The organism is Paenibacillus sp. BK033, from assembly GCF_004345425.1.
GTDB lineage: Bacteria > Bacillota > Bacilli > Paenibacillales > Paenibacillaceae > Pristimantibacillus.
Genome location: NZ_SLVP01000001.1, coordinates 816,814 through 836,122, shown reverse-complemented (window position 1 = coordinate 836,122; position 19,309 = coordinate 816,814). Strand labels below are relative to the sequence as shown.

The 19,309-nt window shown below is 52.7% G+C and carries 16 protein-coding genes; 1 reads left to right on the top strand and 15 read right to left on the bottom strand.

Annotation, left to right across the window (positions count from 1 at the left end):
• Positions 1-140: 140 nt before the first annotated feature.
• The 8 genes from EV294_RS03620 to iolD all read right to left on the bottom strand — a co-directional run bounded on the left by EV294_RS03620 (position 141) and on the right by iolD (position 9,622).
• Complete coding sequence (locus EV294_RS03620; protein WP_132303901.1) at positions 141-1,154, bottom strand: LacI family DNA-binding transcriptional regulator; 1,014 nt, start codon at positions 1,152-1,154, stop codon at positions 141-143.
• Positions 1,155-1,323: 169 nt separating this feature from the next.
• Positions 1,324-2,337: a LacI family DNA-binding transcriptional regulator gene (locus tag EV294_RS03615; RefSeq protein WP_132303899.1), complete on the bottom strand. Its 1,014-nt coding sequence runs from the start codon at positions 2,335-2,337 to the stop codon at positions 1,324-1,326.
• Positions 2,338-2,448: 111 nt separating this feature from the next.
• Entirely contained in the window at positions 2,449-3,264 is an 816-nt protein-coding gene (gene iolB / locus EV294_RS03610) for a 5-deoxy-glucuronate isomerase (protein WP_132303897.1), read from the bottom strand.
• A gap of 15 nt (positions 3,265-3,279) precedes the next feature.
• Positions 3,280-4,320: an inositol 2-dehydrogenase gene (gene iolG / locus EV294_RS03605; protein WP_132303895.1), complete on the bottom strand. Its 1,041-nt coding sequence runs from the start codon at positions 4,318-4,320 to the stop codon at positions 3,280-3,282.
• A 24-nt stretch (positions 4,321-4,344) separates the two neighbouring features.
• Complete coding sequence (locus EV294_RS03600; protein ID WP_132303893.1) at positions 4,345-5,790, bottom strand: CoA-acylating methylmalonate-semialdehyde dehydrogenase; 1,446 nt, start codon at positions 5,788-5,790, stop codon at positions 4,345-4,347.
• Between the two features lie 28 nt (positions 5,791-5,818).
• Positions 5,819-6,820, bottom strand: coding sequence for a 5-dehydro-2-deoxygluconokinase (iolC, locus tag EV294_RS03595; protein WP_132303891.1), 1,002 nt, complete (start codon positions 6,818-6,820; stop codon positions 5,819-5,821).
• Positions 6,817-7,734, bottom strand: coding sequence for a myo-inosose-2 dehydratase (gene iolE, locus EV294_RS03590; RefSeq protein WP_132303889.1), 918 nt, complete (start codon positions 7,732-7,734; stop codon positions 6,817-6,819). Before iolE ends, iolC begins: the two co-directional genes overlap by 4 nt.
• 22 nt (positions 7,735-7,756) lie before the next feature.
• A complete protein-coding gene (gene iolD, locus EV294_RS03585) occupies positions 7,757-9,622 on the bottom strand; it encodes a 3D-(3,5/4)-trihydroxycyclohexane-1,2-dione acylhydrolase (decyclizing) (RefSeq protein WP_132303887.1) in 1,866 nt (621 codons plus the stop codon).
• A gap of 300 nt (positions 9,623-9,922) precedes the next feature.
• Between iolD and EV294_RS03580 the strand changes: the two genes are divergently transcribed.
• Entirely contained in the window at positions 9,923-10,444 is a 522-nt protein-coding gene (locus tag EV294_RS03580) for a TetR-like C-terminal domain-containing protein (RefSeq protein WP_165930567.1), read from the top strand.
• A 63-nt stretch (positions 10,445-10,507) separates the two neighbouring features.
• On the opposite strand, the gene EV294_RS03575 is transcribed toward EV294_RS03580, so the two are convergent.
• The 7 genes from EV294_RS03575 to EV294_RS03545 form a co-directional block, all read right to left on the bottom strand.
• A complete protein-coding gene (locus EV294_RS03575; protein WP_347813048.1) occupies positions 10,508-12,775 on the bottom strand; it encodes an FAD-dependent oxidoreductase in 2,268 nt (755 codons plus the stop codon).
• Position 12,776: 1 nt separating this feature from the next.
• On the bottom strand, positions 12,777-13,604 hold the full coding sequence (locus tag EV294_RS03570) for a carbohydrate ABC transporter permease (RefSeq protein WP_132303881.1): 828 nt from the start codon (positions 13,602-13,604) through the stop codon (positions 12,777-12,779).
• A gap of 16 nt (positions 13,605-13,620) precedes the next feature.
• Positions 13,621-14,505 (bottom strand): carbohydrate ABC transporter permease, encoded by an 885-nt coding sequence (locus tag EV294_RS03565; protein ID WP_132303879.1) that lies wholly within the window; start codon positions 14,503-14,505, stop codon positions 13,621-13,623.
• A gap of 109 nt (positions 14,506-14,614) precedes the next feature.
• Positions 14,615-15,946, bottom strand: coding sequence for an ABC transporter substrate-binding protein (locus tag EV294_RS03560; RefSeq protein ID WP_132303877.1), 1,332 nt, complete (start codon positions 15,944-15,946; stop codon positions 14,615-14,617).
• A 94-nt stretch (positions 15,947-16,040) separates the two neighbouring features.
• Positions 16,041-16,808 (bottom strand): response regulator, encoded by a 768-nt coding sequence (locus tag EV294_RS03555; protein ID WP_132303875.1) that lies wholly within the window; start codon positions 16,806-16,808, stop codon positions 16,041-16,043.
• Entirely contained in the window at positions 16,786-18,600 is a 1,815-nt protein-coding gene (locus EV294_RS03550) for a cache domain-containing sensor histidine kinase (protein WP_132303873.1), read from the bottom strand. The genes EV294_RS03555 and EV294_RS03550 overlap by 23 nt, the downstream gene beginning before the upstream one ends.
• Before the next feature lie 120 nt (positions 18,601-18,720).
• Positions 18,721-19,272, bottom strand: coding sequence for a hypothetical protein (locus tag EV294_RS03545; protein ID WP_132303871.1), 552 nt, complete (start codon positions 19,270-19,272; stop codon positions 18,721-18,723).
• Positions 19,273-19,309 lie beyond the last annotated feature (37 nt).

Below are 19,309 nucleotides of genomic sequence, written 5' to 3'. Positions count from 1 at the left end.
TTCGAGATTATACTAACATTTAAGCTTAATTTCTTCAATATTTATCTAAAATTTTAGTTTAAATTAAACCTTTTTTTTAAATACGCAAAAAAAATCCGCCGCTTTGTTGAACAAAGCGGCGGATTTCCGGCCAATGGCTATTATAGCGACTGGCGCTCAATGTACTGCGTCGGGAACAGGTAGCGTACGGCAAAATCACGCTCCCCGCGAAGTCTCGACAAAGCGGCTTGCACAGCCATAACTCCAATCTTGTAGGTTGGCACTTCAATGGTGGTCAACTCAGGCACGAAATAACTGGACATCTCTATATTATCGAAGCCAAGTACGCGAATTTGATCCGGAATCTGAATGCCTTGTCCTTTAAGAACGGTCATGGCGCCAAGCGCAATGGAGTCACAGGCAGCAAAGATGGCATCCGGCAGAGCAGCGGCCCGCTGCAGATAGGATTGCATGACGATTTTCGCTTCTTCGATTGTCCAACCTTCCATATCAAGAATAAATTCTTCCTGAATCGGCTTTTGCAAAATGCCATGAGCATCTATAAAAGCATTGTATCGCGACAGTTTTTTCGGTCCGATATACCCTATGCGTTCAAAGCGGTTAGCGAAATGCGTCTTCATCCAGCGAAGCGTCTCCGAATAGAAATCAACGCCGACATAGTCAGCATTGTCAGGATAATAGCCCGGCTCGATGCCTGCAATCGTTATTCGAATCCCCAGCCGCTCAATCACCTCGAAGAAGGCTTCGTTGGTGCCGGCAACCCAGATAACGGCCTCTACGTTTGACGCTGCCAGCTTCTCGCCCAGCATCTCCGGCGTGTACAGATCCAAGTTCAGGCAAGTGAAAGTAATATCGGCCCCTCTTCGGATAGCTTCCGACTCAATGCCTTTAATAATCTCATAGCTGTAGGATTGCTGCATAACATAGGAAGCGGTTCCAAGAACATAAGCAATCGTATACGTGCGGTCGGTCTTGTTTGTCTCCTGCTTGGCATTAACTTTCTTCTTCACTTTGTATCCCATGGAATCAACGAGCGACCAGATCAGCTTCTGCATCTCTTCGCTGCAAACGCTCGTATCATTATAATTCACGACTCTTGACACGGTCGTTACGGATACATTTGCTTTTTTGGCAATCTCGCTAAGCGTAACCATAGCAAACCTCCGATTTTCTCATTTAATCTATATTTTTTTAGTATAATTGTATCGCGCAAATTTCACAATCTTTGTGTTTGTACTTGCGAATTTTATGTAACATTCTCGTTTGAAAATAGAAAGGGGCTGTCCCAAAGGTCATTCATATGACAACTGGGATAGCTCCTCTTTACTTTACGTTATTCACTTTTGCCGTCGACTGACGGATGTGGATTTCCGGCCGCAGCACGATTCTTTTTTTGACCGGCTCGGCTTCGTCCAGATTGGAAATTATTAATTGAAACGCCTGCTTCGCCATGCTGGCAATCGGCTGAGCGACGGTCGTGAGCGGCGGATCAACGACCGCAGCCAGAATCGTATCGTCAAAGCCTACAATCGACAGCTCCTCGGGAACCTTTATCCCGAGACTTCTCGCTTCCTGCATCGCCCCGATCGCAAGCACGTCGTTACAGCAGAATATCGCGGTGGGACGATCCTCCCGGCCCAGCAGCTCGCCGGCGCCGCGGCGTCCTTCCTCTACCATATAATCGCAGATGACGAGCTTACGGTCGTCGAACGAAATCTGATGGTCCTGCAGCCCTTGCTTGAAGCCGCGGATCCTTTCCCGGGCGCTGCTTACCTTCAATTGCTCCGACAAGATGGCGATCCGGGTATGACCCATCTCCGCCAAATGCTGCGCTGCCATCAAGCCGCCTACATAGTCGTCGGCTACAACCGTGTCTACCTCCAAAGCCGCCGCTTCCCGCGAGATCATCACGATCGGGATGTTCCTGGCTTGCAGGTTTGTCAGAATGTCCAGGTTGTCTACCCCGGTTCCGATAAGAATGCCGTCCACGTTCTTTTGTTCCAAGAGGGCAATATAACGTTCCACTCTCTCGTCTTTATTGTCCGTGCTGCACATGATCACGCTGTAGCCCAATTGATGCGCCTGATCCTCGATAGCCCTCGCAATCTCGGAGAAGAACGGATTGGATATATCCGGAATAAGCAGACCCAGCGTATAGGTCTTCTTCCCCATCAGCGCGGAAGCATTCACGTTAGGCTGGTAATTCATCTGCTCCATAATTTTAAAGATTTGTTCCCGTCTTTTCTTGCTGACGTTGCCTTTACCGTTAATGGCATTGGAGACAGTGGCAATCGAGACCCCTGCTTCTTTCGCCACATCGTATATGGTTGCTTTCATGCCGAATCCCTCTGAAAAGTAAGATGGGGGATAGATGACCTATCCCCATGATTTCCTATTATGAGTGTTTCTATCGGCAGTTGCAACCGTAGAGAGCGCCAATTGAAGGACTTACTTGGTCGCAGCGTTCAGGATCCATTGATGATCGGGATCATTGTGGAATTTCCATATCCGGCGAGGTCCCGCCATGACATTCAGGTAGTAGACCTCATAGCCTGGAGGTGCGGCAACCGGATGGTAGCCTCTAGGAACAAGCACGGCCTCGCCGTTCTTCACGACCAGCGTCTCATCCAAATCCCTTTCATCCGTATAGACGCGCTGAATCGCATAGCCTTGCATCGGATCTACCTTGAAGTAATAGGTTTCCTCCAGAAACGATTCCTCCGGAAGGTTATCCCGGTCATGCTTGTGAGGCGGATAGCTGGACCAGTGTCCGCTTGGCGTAAACACTTCTACGACTAGAAGACTGTCGGCCGGCTCCTGCTCCGGCAAAATATTCTGGACGAGGCGTTCGATATTGCCGGAACCCCGCACTTCCGTCCCTACCTGTTCGGGCGCGATCAAACGCGCTTCATGGTTTCCGTGGCCGGGCGCGGAACAAACGGCAACCTCCAGTTCCGTAAGAGCCTCGATCCCGTAAGATTGACCATTTGGAATATAGACGGAATACGGCGGAATTTTCTCGAATACGCTCATCCGTCGGCCGATTTCGTTCCATTCCTTGCCGGCGGCGTTAACATTCGCCAGCCCGCTCAGCAGAACAAGGCATACTTCCTTGTCTTCCGTTTGTCTCTCGACGGACTGACCCTTCCGCAATTTCAGAACCTCAAAGCCGACGTATGTCCATCCTGCCGATTCCGGCGTAATGGACAGGACGGAGCCGTCCGGACCCGCTGTCCTCTCTGGAGTGACGATAAGCTTGGACATGTTCGTATACCTCCGTTATAGTTTTGCGGACTGCAGCAGCAATTCGTCCAGCTCTGACAGCTTGATCGAACGGTTCAGCTTGCAGGACAGCTTCGCGGCGAGCGCGATCCGTTCCGCCTGCAAGCCGTCTTCCCCGGTAACCGGAAGTGCCGTGCCGTGCACTAGACTGTCGATAAATTGCTTCGATTCATCCGCATAAGCGCCCATATAACGCTCCAGGAAGAAATGCAGCGGTTTGTCGGAAATAATTCCTTCCGCCGTGCTGACAACAGCCGTATTCGGATGATCGTTGGCTATCGCAACGCTGCCTTTGGAGCCGAATACTTCAACGCGTTGATCGTAGCCGTACACCGCTTGGCGGCTGTTGTCGATGACGCCAAGCGCGCCGTTTGCGAACTTCAAGGTAACAATCGCGGTATCGATATCCCCGCATTCTTCAAATACCGGATCAACAAGCACGCTGCCTTGCGCGAATACTTCCACAACCTCGCTGCCGGATACGAAACGCGCGATATCGAAATCGTGTATGGCCATGTCCATAAACAATCCGCCGGAAACTTTAATGTATTCCTTGGATGGCGGGTTCGGATCGCGGGAAGTGATTTTCACGACATGCAAATCCCCGATGGTTCCCGCTTCCACATGCTCTCTTACCCGTTTGAAGTTGTGATCGAAGCGGCGGTTGAATCCGATCTGCAGCTTAACCCCTGCTTCCTTCACCGCTTTAATCGCTTCAGCCGTTTCCAGGATGGACATGCTGACCGGTTTCTCGCAGAAAATATGCTTGCCGGCTTGCGCCGCCTGCTTGATCAGCGGCACATGCGTGTCTGTAGAGGAGCATATAAAGATGGCATCGATATCCGGATGCCCGATAATCGCATCGGAATCTTTGGTCAAGAGGCCAATGCCTTTTGCCGCCGCCCACGCTTCAAGCTCCGGTCCGGCGAACAGATCGCTGACGCCAACGATCTCGACCTCCGGATGCTTAAGCAGATTTTCCGCATGTATTTTACCAATTCGGCCAGCGCCGATGATGCCGATTCTCACTTTTGACATCGAGTAGACCTCCCGTATGATCGATTACCAGCGTGTTGTAACCATTTTCTTGCGCGTGAAGAACTCGATGCCGTCGGTGCCGTTCGCGTGCAGGTCGCCGTAGAACGATTTCTTCCAGCCCGAGAACGGGAAGAAGGCCATCGGAGCCGGTACGCCCAGGTTCACGCCAAGCATGCCCGCATCGATCGTTTCGCGGAATTGGCGCATCGACGCCCCGCTTTGCGTGAACAGGCAAGCGCCGTTGGCGAATTCGGAACGGTTGGCCAGCTCGATCGCTTCATCCAGCGTGTCTACGCGTACGACCGACAGGACCGGAGCGAAAATTTCATCCTCCCAAATTTTCATCTCGCCTTGCACCTTGTCAAAGATCGTTGGGCCAACAAAGTAGCCTTGACCGCTTGATGCCGCATCCTTCCGACCGTCGCGGATCAGCAGCGCGCCTTCCTTCTCGCCGATGTCGATATATTTAAGCGTGCGTTCCTTGTGAGGTCCGCGAATAACCGGGCCAAGGAATACGCCGTCTTCCATGCCGTTGCCGATCGTAATGTTGTCGGCAGCTTCCTTAAGCCTGCTGACAAGCGTGTCGCCAACCTCGCCTACGGCCACAACGACGGAGCATGCCATGCAGCGCTCGCCCGCGGAGCCAAAGGCTGCGTTTACGATTTCTTTTACCGTCAGATTCAGATCCGCGTCCGGCATAACGATCGAGTGGTTTTTCGCGCCGGCAAGCGCCTGCACGCGTTTCCCGTGCGCCGAAGCCGTTTTGTACACATACTCGGCTACCGGTTGGGAGCCAACGAACGAAATCGCCTTAATTACCGGATGCTCCAGCATGCCGTTTACGACATCATGCGCGCCGTGAACGATATTAAACACGCCTTCGGGAAGTCCAGCTTCCTGCAGCAGCTCAGCCAGACGGTTAGCCAGAAGCGGCGTACGCTCCGAAGGCTTCAGCACAAAGGTATTGCCGCAGGCAATCGCAAGCGGGAACATCCAGCAAGGCACCATCATCGGGAAGTTGAACGGCGTAATGCCGCCTACGACGCCAATCGGATAGCGGTACATGCCGGATTCCAGATTGGTTGCGATATCGGGAAGCTGTTTGCCCATCATCAGGTTTGGGGCGCCGGCGGCAAATTCCACGCATTCGATACCCCGAAGCACTTCTCCGTACGCTTCGCCGTAGCTCTTGCCGTTCTCCAGCGTTACCAGCTTCGCAAGCTCATCCCAGTTGTCGACCAGAAGCTGCTGATATTTGAAAAGAATGCGCGCTCTCTTAGGCACCGGCGTGCGGCTCCACGTTTTGAACGCTTCGGCAGCCGTGCGTACAGCGAGATCAACGTCTTCTTTCGTAGACAGTGGAACGTTGGCGAGAACTTCTTCGGTAGCCGGGTTGTAAACTGGCTCGCTTAGCGTTGCGGCAGCTTCTACCCATTGACCGCCGATCCAGTTTTTTAATTGTTGCGTCATAGGAGCACCTCTTCCTTGTATTTGCGAATTAAACGACGATTTCACCGCGTTCGCAGCGGGCGATATATTCATGAACCTGCTCGGCTCTTGGCATGGCATCCGAGCAGCTGTGGCTGGAAATAACGATACACGCGGACGCGCTGCCGAACTCCATGCTTTTCTCGAGCGTCCAGCCCTGCATCACGCCGTACAGAAAGCCTGCCGCATAGGAGTCGCCGGCGCCGAAGGTCTTGATCACCTTTGCCGGGAACGACTTGGCCCGATGGCTTGCCCCGTCCTTCGTGTAAGCGATGGAGCCTTCTTTGCCGTGCTTGATAATGACGATTTGCGCGGAATGATTGAACCATCTCGATGCCGTGCTATGATCGTTATGCTCCTGCTCGAAGCATTCCATCATATCGAACTCTTCCCGCGTACCGAGGATAATGTCGCATTTCTCGGCGGCGAGATTATAATAAACGGCCGTTTCCTCTTGCGATTTCCATGTATAAGGGCGGTAGTCCAGATCAAAGGCAATAACCGTGCCATGCTTCTTCGCATATTGAAGCGCTTGGAACACCGCTTCGCGCGAAGGACTTTGGGCAAGCGCCGTTCCGGAAATAAGCAGCAGCTTGGATTTGGCGATCAGCTCCTCATTCACTTCGCTTGGCGTAAGCAGCAGATCGGCCGCGTTGTCGCGGTACATCAGGATACTGCAGTCAGTTGGACTCTTAATCTCGGTAAATGCAAGACCGGTAACCGCACCCGTGTAGTCGTTTACGACATTGCTTGTATCAATCCGGTTCTTCTCCAGATAATCGCGGATAAAGCGGCCCATTTGATCATTGGCGATTTTTCCGATAAAAGCGGTCTTTAGATCAAACCGCGACATTCCGATCGTAATGTTGGCCGGAGATCCGCCCACATATTTCGTAAACGTGCTGGTCTCTTCCATCGGACGGTTAATTTCGTTTGCGTTCAGGTCGATGCAGAGACGGCCGATTGCCGTGAAGTCGAGAGACCGGTCAGCCGGAAACTTGATGTCGTTCATTGGGATTCCCCCGCTTTCGTAGGAAGTAGCGACTCCAGATAAGCAATGGCTTTGGATGCGAATTCGTACGCCGGAGCTTTGCCGGGATCCTGTTCCCCCTCGAGCATCGCCCAGCCGTTATAACCGCGGGCCAGCAGCTCTTCCACAACCGGGCGGAAATCAAGATCGCCGGTTCCCGGAACCGTAAATACGCCTTTGCGGATGCAAGTGATAAAATCGGCCTTTTCCGCGCGCGCTTCATCCAGCACCCGCTGTCTTACATCCTTCAGATGAATGTAGGCAATCCGGTTATAATGCTTGCGAAGCACCTCGAGCGGATTCGCTCCGCCATAGTAGGCATGCCCGGTATCAAACAGCAGGTACACCAGATCCGGATCGGTCAGCTCCATCAGCCGGTCGATTTCTTCCGGGCTCTCTACGGCCGTTCCGCCATGATGATGGTAGGTCAGCTTAAGGCCATGTTGCTTGGCCAATGCTCCGGCTGCGTTTAGCCCTTCGGCAAGACTCTTCCAGCCTGCCTCGTCAAGCGGGATAACTTCCTTCTCGTTTGGCGTGCGCCGGGGATCGAAATGAAGCGAACCGCCTACCTCGCAAGTGCTGATCACCGTACTGCCCATTTCTTTGAGGAATCTGACATGCTGCTCGTAAGCCGCAAGCTCTTCTTCCCGGTAGGCCGGATCCGAGAAAAGCACGGATTTCCACTGGGATACCAGCTGCAGGTTTCTTTTCCCCAGCTCCCGCTTAAGAACCTCGATATCCGTCGGATACTTGCGTCCCATCTCGGTTCCTGTCAGGCCTAACCGCTGCATATCATCCATAATCTGCTCGTAAGTGGTGTCGGCACCATGCTCCTTCACATCTTCTCCGACCCAGTTGATCGGATGGGCGCCAATCTTGAACGGCAATGTCTTCATCAGCCTCAGCTCCCTTAACGTCTTATATCGTTCTTGCGGCGCGGATCCGCTGTTTCATGTCCAGATGCGCGTCCAGCACTTTATTGCTGACCGACACTTCCGGCACGCCAACGTTCCACCAGGATTCGTAACCGGCTGTGTTGGTACCCGGCACGACAGGAATTTCGATCAAGGTCGATACCGTCTCCTGCTTGGCTTGAAGGAGCGCTGCCTTAAGCTCTTCCGCGGAATTCGCCTTATACGCTTTAGCCCCTAGGCTGCGGGCATGGGCTGCGAAATCAATCGGCATGTAACCGCCGGTAAGACGTCCCGTAGCCTTGTCGCGATAACGGAATTCATTGCCGAAGCCTTCGCTTCCGTGGCCCCGCTGCAGGTTATGAATACACTGGAAGCCGTGATTATCAAATAACAAGATGGTGATTTTAACGCCTTCCTGCAGGCTTGTGATCAGTTCGGAATGAAGCATGAAGTAGCTTCCGTCCCCTACAACGGCGTAAACCTCTCTTTTGCCTGCCTCTGCGAGCGCGGCGCCAAACGCTCCGCTTACCTCGTAGCCCATGCACGAAAAACCGTATTCCATATGGTACGTCTTCGGCTCGGCCGGTCTCCACAGACGGTGCAGATCCCCCGGCAGACTGCCTGCCGCGCAGACAATAACGGAGCTAGGATCAATATGATTCTGGATAACGCCAAGCGCATGGGTCTGCGCAAGCCCCTGCTCATGCTCCAGGGTATATAACCGGTCTACCTCGTCATCCCAGGTCTTCTTCAGATCCGCAACTTCATGCTCGCCGTAACCGCTTTGGTAGCCTGATGCGGCAAGAGCGTCGGCAAGCAGCGTTAGTCCCGGCTTGGCATCGCCTGTCAAGGCAGCGCCGCCCCATTTGGCGGAATCGAGCGGACTTACGTTAATGTTTATGAATTGAACATCATCCGCAAACGCCGATTTGGAAGACGTGGTAAAGTCGGAATACCTGGTACCTACCCCGATGATGACATCCGCTTGCTTGGCCAGCAGGTTGGCAGCCAGCGTTCCCGTGACTCCAACGCCGCCAACATTGAGCGGATGATTCCATGGAAGGACGCTTTTCCCGGCTTGCGTCTCCGCTACCGGAATGCCGTACGTCTCCGCGAAGGCTTGAAGCTCGCTTACGGCCGATGCGTACAATACGCCCCCTCCGGCGATAATAAGCGGCCTTTTCTTGCCCTTAAGGAGCTGGACTGCGCGCTCTACTGCATCCTTGGCAGGCGGCCGGCGGTCGATATAATGAATGCGCTTACTAAAAAACGCTTCGGGGTAATCGTAAGCTTCCGCTTGGACATCCTGCGGCAAAGCCAAGGTTACGGCACCCGTCTCGGCCGGGTCCGTGAGCACGCGCATCGCTTGGAGCGCTGCCGACATGAGCTGCTCGGGCCGTACGATACGGTCCCAATATTTGCTGACCGGCTTGAAAGCATCAGCAGCGGACACCGTATAATCGGAAGCGACCTCCAGCTGCTGAAGCACCGGGTCAGGCTGACGGGATGCAAAGTTGTCTCCAGGCAGCAACAGCACGGGAATGCGGTTCACGGTTGCGGTTCCGGCGGCGGTTACCATATTGAGCGCGCCTGGCCCGATGGAAGAGGTGCAAGCATAGATTTGCAGGCGGTTCTTTTGCTTGGCAAAGGCTGCGGCCGCATGCACCATGCCCTGCTCGTTTTTGCCCTGGATCAAGCTCAGACTGCCGGGGCTATACTCCAGTGCCTCGCCGATCCCCGTTACGTTGCCGTGTCCAAAAATCCCCATGACGCCTTGAACGAACTTGATCTCCTCGCCATCGATTGAAACATACTGCGCATCGAGGAACCGTACCAAAGCTTGGGCCATCGTCAATCGAATAGTAGTCATAGTACCTCCCGTTTGTTAATCGCTTAATTTGACATAAAGTAAGTAAATATAAAGTGTTCATTCGACAATATGATACAAAGTTAAGTAAAATTAGTTAAGCGCTTAACTCCATTATACATACCGCCCTGGATTTTTCAATTCCTTTTCGAAAGAAAATTTGATTCTGCCGGGGGGAGTTATGGTATTCTTGAAAAAATACGCAAATGAAATCATACGGGGTTGTTTATGACTACATCATCTTTCCATGCACGGGATACGCGAGCCCAAATCCTTGAGACCTTTTTAAGGCTGTATGACAGCATGCCTTTGGAACGAATTCATATCAAAACCTTAACGGAAGCAGCGGGCATTAACCGGGGAACCTTTTATCTTCATTACTTCAACCTCGAGGACTTGCTCGAGAGCATCGAGAATGAGCATCTGGAGGCTATCATTCAACTTGGCAATAAAGCGCGCCATCTCTATCTCTCCACCAAGGACGGCGAATTCATGCGGTATTTCATCCCCATCTTTCAATACATGGAAAAGCATCATAGAGTGATAAAAATAATAAGCGGTCCGCACAGCCGCCCCCATTTCCGGGAAGGATTGCTTAAAATCATCCGGCAAAACGCGATGGCTCGTTTTGAATCATTGCTGTCCGGCTACCGCGGAAAGGATCTCATTATTAGAGAATTCCTGATGGAAAGCGTCATCAACGGCACGCAAGGCATTCTTATCCGGTGGATCCAATCCGATATGAACCTCTCGCCGGAGGAGCTGGCGAGGTTAATGAGTCTGATCGTGCTCAAGAGTCCGATGGAGAACATGTTTACCCTATAAGGGCTATAAATTGAGACAGGGCGGAATCCGTTGATTCCACCCTGTCTCTTCTATTTCTTATCCTTATTCATAAATGCGGATTTCAATCACTTCGGCGCGCTCGCCGCCGTTGGTTTCCTTCACTACGGTCCGGATCCGGTCCGTCCGTACCGGCTTGCCCAGCGTGTGGATTTTTTTGCGGGTACGGTTCATGCTGTCGCTTGCGACCGCGATCCATTCGCCGCTTGCCCACGCCTGCACCTCGTACGATTTAGCAACCTCCGGAATGACAAGGAACGGCGTCTCGTGGTGATGAAGGTTAATCAGGTCCTCGTTCACGTCATCGTTAAACGTAATATGAATTTCCTTTACATCGGCAGGCTCGGCTAGCGCAACCTCCACCCACTCTTCCCGGTCTTCCGCTAATGGCTGGGATACCCACAAATGCGGTCCGCCGTACGGACGCGCATACCCGTCAATCACTTTTTCGGGCGCAAAAGCGTTTGTGCCAACCGCAAAACAGAAAGACTTGCGCACCAGTCGTTTCATAGACCATTCAATCACCGGCTGATCCGGCTGATGGTCTTCCAGATCGGAGCTGACAATCGGCTTAACGCCTCTCTCGAACGCTAATACGCCGGTAATCGGCACGGTTGACGTATGAAGGCTGGCCAATCCATTAGCGCGGATAATAACAAACACGTTACAAGGCTCGTTTCCAAAAAGCGCACTATCCGCCGGGACATCCAGCCATTGGTTCTCTCCCGCCTCAGCCGGGATGGTTAACGCTTGCTTGAAGCTCGCGGGCACGTAATTCTCCGGACGTCCCGTGTCCCAAAGCTCAACCGTCAAGCTGGTTGCTTCTGATGCGGACACGAGAATTCGCAGTCCGTCAAAGCCGCCGTCCGCCGGAAACGTAAATCCGGCATCCGAAGCAAGCGGGTACTCTACGGCCTGACGGTCAAGCCGAATTTGCGTCATCGTACTGGATGCCGTCACCGTGCCCGTTCTCGCCAAATCCGCCGGATCTTCATTGCGTATACCAATAATCGAGGAGTCCATGCGCAGCATCGTTTGCTGAAGCTCCGTTAAGTGCTGCTCGCGCAGCTCGCGCGGCGTAATGCCTTTGCACACGGACAGCGCGGCTCCAACGCCGGCCGCCTCCCCCATTACCGCGCAGGTTGCCATAACGCGCGTTGTTCCAAAAGCAACATGAGTGGCGCTGACATTTCGTCCAGCGAACAGCAGGTTGCCGACGTTACGCGAGTACAAGGAGCCAAACGGAATATGGTAAATGCCGTCGGCATGCAGATGCTTGGAGCCGCTCTCGGTTGCGTACATGCCCTGCGGCGGATGAAGGTCGATCGACCAGCCGCCAAAGGCGATGCGGTCCTCGAACGGACGCTGGGAAATCACGTCGTTTTGCGTCAGGATTGTATCGCCAAGAAAGCGCCTGTACTCCCGCTTGCCCGGAATGGAGCCTACCCATTCCAGCGTCATATGCTCGGCTTCGAATTTGCCCGAGTTTTTAATATAATCCCAGATGCCGTAGATAACGGACCATAATTCATCCCGAATCCGTTCGTTCTCATGAACGGTATCGAGCTCGCCGCCCCATTCGATCCACCAGTAATGGCAGCCGGAATCGCCGCTGCGGATTACGCGCTTGATCGGAATCGAGGTCGTCGTAATATCCTTGGCGAAGGTAGGGGCGACGAACCGGACCGGCTTCCCGGTATCTTTCGTATAGAACAGCAAGGTGCTGCCCAGCGTAATGTCGTCCGCAACCTCCGGCGCCCAATCCTCCCCGTACTCCTGGCGGGCTTCCCGGCCAATCCGGTATGCCGCCCCCGCAAGGAAGCCAACGAGCCCGTCTCCCGTGCAATCAAGGAATACGGCGCTCTCAAACGTAATTTCCCGCTCCGAGCCCATCATCCAGCCGGTTACGCTGCGAACGGTCCTGTCGTCGAGTTCTCCGTCAGCTTCCACTTCCCGGACATCCGTATTCATAAACAGTGACAAATTCGGCTCCGCCCTGACCGCTTCCAGCAGCGTCACATCCCAGAGATAAGGGTTGCCTTCCGGATTGCGGTATTGATTCTGGGTAAAAAGCTCTCCCATAATGCCCGTTTCGCGGGCATACCGGTTAACGCCATGCCCGGTTGCGCCGCATACCCATACCCGCACCTCGGAGCTGGAATTGCCGCCCAGCACCGGCCGGTTATGAACAAGCGCCACCTTTTGCCCCAATCTTGCGGCGGCAATCGCCGCGCTGATGCCTGCCAGCCCCCCGCCAATAACCGTTACGTCGGATTTAACCGTCTCGTGTCTCAAGTCATAAGCCTCCTTCAATTTAGCCTTTCACGGCCGAACTGGAAATGCCTTGTATAATGTACTTCTGGCCAAGCAGGAAGATTAGAATCATAGGAACGATTGCCGCCGAAGAGGCCGCCATCATGCCATTGTAGTCAACGTTGTTTTCCAGAACGAAATTCTGGAGTCCAAGAGGAATCGTATACAGCTTGGGACTCTGCAGGAAGACCAGCGCATTCTCGTAATCGTTCCACTGCCAGGAGAAATCGATAATCGCAAACGTCGCCAAGGCCGGCTTAGCCAGCGGCAGAACAAGACGGAAGAAGATCCGGAAATGTCCCGCGCCGTCAAGAAAGGCCGATTCCGTAACCTCCTTCGGGATGCCAAGGAAAAACTGCCGAAGCATAAAGACGCCAAAGATCGAGAACATGGCAGGCAATATGAGCGCCCAATGCGTGTTATAAATATGAAGCCAGTTAAACATAATGAATTTCGGAACAAAAATAACCTGGGGAGGAATCATCATCATGGATAAATAAACCATAAAAAGGGTGTTCCGCCCTTTAAATTCCGTACGAGCAAAGCCGTAAGCGGCAAGAGCCGACAGAAAGACGGCGCCGGCCGTGCCTATCACCGAGATTTTCAGAGAATTCAAATAATAAGGCATAAAATTGTAGCTTCCCGTCCATATCCGCTTATGGCTGCTCCAATCGAGCTTCGATGGAAGCCATTGGCGGAACACTTCGCTTGGGGTCTGAAAAGAGGTGCTGATCATCCATAAGAAGGGGACAATCATAAACAACCCTGCGATCAGCATCAAGATCGTGGCGGTAAGCTTAACCGAGAGGCTTTTGTTCGTTTCAATCATCCGGCTTGCTCCTCTCTTAATAATGGACCCATCGTTTTTGGCCAACCCACTGGATGATCGTAATGATAAGAATAAACGCGAACAGGAACCAGGAAATCGTGGACGCGTAACCCATCTCGTAGTAACTGAAGGCCGTTTTGTAAACGAACAGCGATAAGATCGTCGTGCTGCCGCTTGGGCCGCCGCCCGTAATCGCCTGGATAAGCGAAAAAGATTTTACGGTCATAATCAGACCCGTAATAAGCAGCATAAAGGTCGTTGGGCTTACCAGCGGCCATACGATCCGCCAGGTAATGGTTGCCGAACCTGCTCCGTCGATACGCGCCGCTTCAAGCTGCTCGGTCGAGATCTCCTGAAGGGCCGCCAGGTAAATAATCATGTTGTAGCCAAGCATAAACCAGATCTGGATAACGTCGATCGCGTACATCGCCGAGCTTGTATCCGCGAACCAGCCCGGAGGCGATACAATGCCGATAAAGCGAAGCACTTCATTGATTGGTCCTTCGGACGGCTGAAACAGCAGCATCCAGACAAACGCAACCGCAACGCCGCTTGAGATATACGGCAGGAAGAACATCCCCCGGAGCAAGCCCTTCAAGTACACGCTGCGGTTGAGCACCAGCGCGACGAGGAACGCCAGCCCCAGCGAGACGGGAACGGAGAACAGGAAGATGGCGGTATGCTTAAGCGAAGCATAGAACTGATCATCGCCGAACAACCGGTTGATATTGTCCAAGCCGGTGAACTTCCAATTGGGATTAGCGAATTGATAATCCGTAAACATCATGACAAGCGAATACAGGGCCGGCAATATAAAGAAAGCGAGAATGCCGAGCATATTCGGTAAAACAAACGCGTAACCAATCCAGCCTTGCTTCTGAATCCAGCTTTTTCCATTCACAGAAAACGCCGCCTTTCTTGATCGTATAAAGCCCTCTGAATATAGCAAAGAGAGAAGAAGGAAGCGGGGAATCCTTCTTCTCTCTTGGGGGCGAAAAGGCTATATTCGGTTACTTGATATATTCCTGGTGACGTTTGGCCATATTTTTGAGCGTCGTATCGAGATCCTGCTCGTTCAGGAAGTATTTCTCGTACTCTTCCTTGCGCGCATCCAGCGCCTGCTGCGGCACGCTGAGCTGGAAGGAAGGGAACTGGCCGAATACGACCTTGTTCATCGATTCGGTATCGTACTTGTCCTCTACCCCTTTAAGCAGCAGATCCATCGCTTGTTTGTTGTCGACGCTCTTCGAGGCCGGAATACGCCCGCCGCTTGCCATCGGCAGCATGCCGCCGTCCGCATACCATTTCGCAAACTTCCAGGCAGCGTCCTGATGCTTGGATTTCGCGTTTACGGAAAGCACGTCGCCTAGACCGCCCGGATATTTGTAATCCTTTTGATCCGCCGTTACTTTTGGAATCGTAGCGAACGCGATTTTGAAGTCATGCGGGAAATTGGTCAAGTCATTCGCATTGCGGAAAATAAATTCGCCCGCCGACAGCATCGCTGCTTCGCCTTTCAGGAACATCGTGTCTACCGGCATCTTGCTCGTTACCTGCTCGCCGTACTCCGGCGTCGATTTGTCCACGAACATCATGTCATGCACCGTCTGCAGCTGCTTCTTCCAAAGATCGTTATCGAAGTTGGAAGTTCCGTCCGGCTTCGTTACGCCAAGACCGGCAATCGTTCCGTCGATCGTAGCCGTAAAGGCGGCATCATGCTGAAGAAGCCCGTATACCTTGTCTTTCTTCAGTTTGTTGGCGTAGTCTCTCAAGTCGTCCCAGGTCCAGTCCACAGACGGGATTGGCAGTCCGGCAGCGTCAAGCATATCTTTGTTCAGCCAGATAAACAGCATATTTTTCTTTGTGGGGATGCCGTAATATTTGTCCCCGATTTTCCATTGCGCGGCATCCTGCCCCATCTGATCGTCGATGTTGTAATCGGTTTTGCCGCTGAGATCCAGCGCTACGCCGGCGTCCACGCGTTTTTGCAGACGGGTGAGCGTGTAATTGATATAAAGATCTGCATCCTGTCCGGTCATAAGCGCCGTGTCAAGCTTCAGGTTGCCCGGATCATCGTTGACGTAGCGGATATATTCAACCTGAATACCCGGATTTTCCTTATTCCAGTTGTCAATGACCGCTTGAGGGCCGGCTTCCGCGGGAACCGCTCCCCACAAGGTAAGCTTTACTTTCTCGCCGGGTTTGCCTGCCGGAGATTCGCTTGCCGTACCGGGGCTTGCGCCGGTATTTCCGTTATTGCCGCCGTTGCTTCCGCATGCCCCAAGAATCGTTGCAGCCAAGGTCGTAATCAGTACTGTCTTGAACCAACCTTTTCTTTTCATTCGTTTTCCCCCTTCTGAAGATGCCCTGCCTGTTTGCTACGTCTTTAACTTTATCACCTGCCCGGCAATTGGGGGATGAACAGCGTTTGGGGAATCATAGAACGAATTTTTGTTCTTTGCGGTATTCGTTTGGCGTGACGCCGCACCAGCGTTTGAAGATTTTGATGAAGTAGTTGTCATTCTCGAAGCCTACGGTTCGGCCGATATCGCTGACGGTCCGCTCGGTTTCGGTTAACAGCATTTTCGCAGCCGCAACGCGGCGGTTCTGGATATAATGCGTTAAGGTGGAGCCCGTCTTCTTCTTGAACAAATCGCTGACGTAGCTTGCATCCATGCGGATCAAATCAGCGAGACTCTTCAAGGTAATGTCCTCGGCGAAATGCTCTTCAATATAGGCAATAATGCGGTTCATCTCCGGATGGTCGGTTGGTTCCTGCGCCGTCTTTTCCGGAAACCACTTGTCCGCCCGGCGCAGCTTCTCCATTCTCGCAAGCTCGGCGGCCACCTTCTCCATTACCTGCCTTAAGCCTGCCAGATCCAAAGACAGCTTCATCACGTAGCCGGAAGCTCCATACTCCACTGCCTGGCGCGCATATTCGAATTCGCTGACCGCCGTGAGCATAACGAACCGGCACTCGAAGCCCTCCTCCCGGGCAAGCTGCAAGAGCCTCACGCCGTCCGTCACCGGCATAAAAATATCGGATATCACCACATCGGGCTGAAGCTGCCGAATCATCCGCAGGCCTTCCTCGCCATCCGCAGCCTCGCCAACAATCTCAAACGGAATATCCGCCTTCGAAAACAATTTGCGCAAGCTTGCTCTTGCATGCTGCTCGTCCTCAACGATTAAAGTCCGCCACATCGGTAAACCCCTCCTCCGCATAAGGCTTGGATAACAGCAGCGGGCAATTCATCGTTACCCGCGTTCCTTCCTCCGACGATTCCAGCTGAAGTCCCGAAGGCTGATTTTTGAACATAAGCTCCAGGCTCTCGCGAAGGTTCTGAATGCCGATGCTTTTCCGTTTCCGCACCGATTGTCTTTCCTTCGCCTTCTCGATGCCAACTCCGTTGTCGATCACTTCCAGAATAAGCTGCTTGCCCCGGCTAGCCGCCCGTATATCGATGCGTCCTTCCAATTGGGATTGCCCAAAACCGTGAAGCAGCGAATTCTCGACAAGCGGCTGCAGGCAAAACTTCGGAATAAGCGCGTATTCCAGCTCGCCCTCCACCTCGTAACGAACCTGAATGCCATGCCCGAACCGCTTCCGCTGAATGTCCATGTAAGATTCGATGAGGACGATCTCCTCCTTAAGAAGAATGAGGTCAGCCTCCGTATTTAGCGTCGTTTCCAGTATTTTGCCCAGCGATACGCATATCTCGTAAATATCGTCCTCGTCCTTATCCAAGGCAATGCTTTTGATCGTGTTCAGCGTATTCAGCAGAAAGTGGGGGTTCATCTGCCCCAGCAGCACCTGGAACCGGACAAACTGCTTCTGCCGCTCCTCCAGCTTCAATCTCTCCAAGAGCGCGTTAATGTCGGCAATCATGGAGTTGAAGCTTCGGGTTAAGGCCAAAATTTCGCCTCTTCCCTGCTCCGGCAGCTTGGCCTTCAGATTGGATTTGACCGTGGTTTCCATCTTTCGCTGAAGCAGCTTCAGCGGTCCGGTAACCGTGGAGGAGATGAAATAAATCATCAGCATAAACAAGATCAGAATGGCGATATAAACGGCAAAAGAACGCTTCTTCTGCTTGTCCACCTCATTAAACAACAGCGATAACGGAACCTTCTTGACGAGATAACCGTCAAGCTCCTGAATTTTGCTGTAGGTATACATGATCTGGTTATTCAAGATCGACGTGGAAGAGGAGGCATCACTCTCCCCATTCCGGCCGGCGGATGCAATGGACGCGGCAACGGCTGGCGGGACGCTCTCTTCGAGTGAGGATTGAAGGATCGTATTGCCGCCGGCATCCAGCAGAAAATAGGCCCCTTCCCCGCTGCTGCCCTGCGTTTTTTCCGCAAACCAGGCTTCGTAATCGATGCTGAACCGCCCGTATGCAAAAGGCTTCAGGCCGTCATCCCTCAATACTTCAAACAGGCTGAGCATCCGGTTGCCCTTTACCTCCCGGATTTCGGTAGATTGGTCATTCGCGCGCCATATATACCGCTGACCGCCTTCCCGCTTCAGCTCCCGCACCCAGTCCTCCGAGCTGATCTCCTCGTAATTCAGTGAACTCTCGGGCGTATAAGAAGTGTAAGCGTTTCCTTTCAAGTCGATCAGGGTGTAGTAAACCGTAGCCCCGGTAAGGAAAAAGCTGTTTTCGATACCGGCGAACTTGTTTTCAACGATTTTTTTGCGGTTGATGGCATCGTATTGCTCCGGCTTCTGCATAACCTGGCGAAGAACGGAATCCTGCTCCAGCAGCATTCCCGTCTTCATGACAAGGCTCATCAGATCGACAAGATCGGTCTTGAGCCCCTCCAGCTGCTCGATGCTTTTGTCCGAGGCGTTCCGTTGGAGCAGCCCTTCCGTCTCCCGGAAATTATAAAGAAATAGCACGGCGATAGGAACAAGAAGAAAGACTAGGAGAGACAGCAAGATCCGGTTTTTAAACGTAGCCGGCGTTAACAAGCGGAATAATCGGGTGAACATTGGCGCTCAGTCCTTCACTTGGATGTATACCTCTCAATTTACTTGACGGTACGCCCGTCCGCAAGGGAAATGAATAACAAAAAGCGGCTGCGCAACCGCGCAACCGCTTTGACCAAACGCTTATTTCTTTTTGCTTCTTCCCTTTTTAGCCGTTGAAAACTGGATATGGACTCCGCCGATTTCGCTCAAGAGAACATTGCGGAACACAAATGCCGCCACGTTGTTATAGTTGCCGTAGAAGTCGGAGAGGTCATCATTATAGAACTGGACAACCTTAATCCGGAATACCGGATAAACGTAAGTGCTGCCGAAAATCGACCGAAGGGCGACAAACTGGAAAATCCGGTTTGTGCGAAAGGCGATCCGGTACAGCCCGGCCAGCTCTCTTGCCGTCAAGGGACGCGTAATCGGGCTAATCGTTTTCCCGCCGCTAATGATCTTAACATGAATACTGATCTCGCCAATCACCTTGTCCGGGGCGATCAGGGTTGCTAACGCTTTCGCCTTTTTGTATCCTTTTACGAACAGCTTTACCTCGAATTGACCGTCACCGTGATCCTCCAGCGGCCCCACCTTTACGAGCGGATCTTTGCCGACCGAATATTTGATTTCATTGAAATACGTAAATTCCGGCGGAGATAAACTGATTCTTGCTTTCTTCCCGTCCGACATGTTGAATCTCCTCTCTCCTATGACGATTACTAGTATC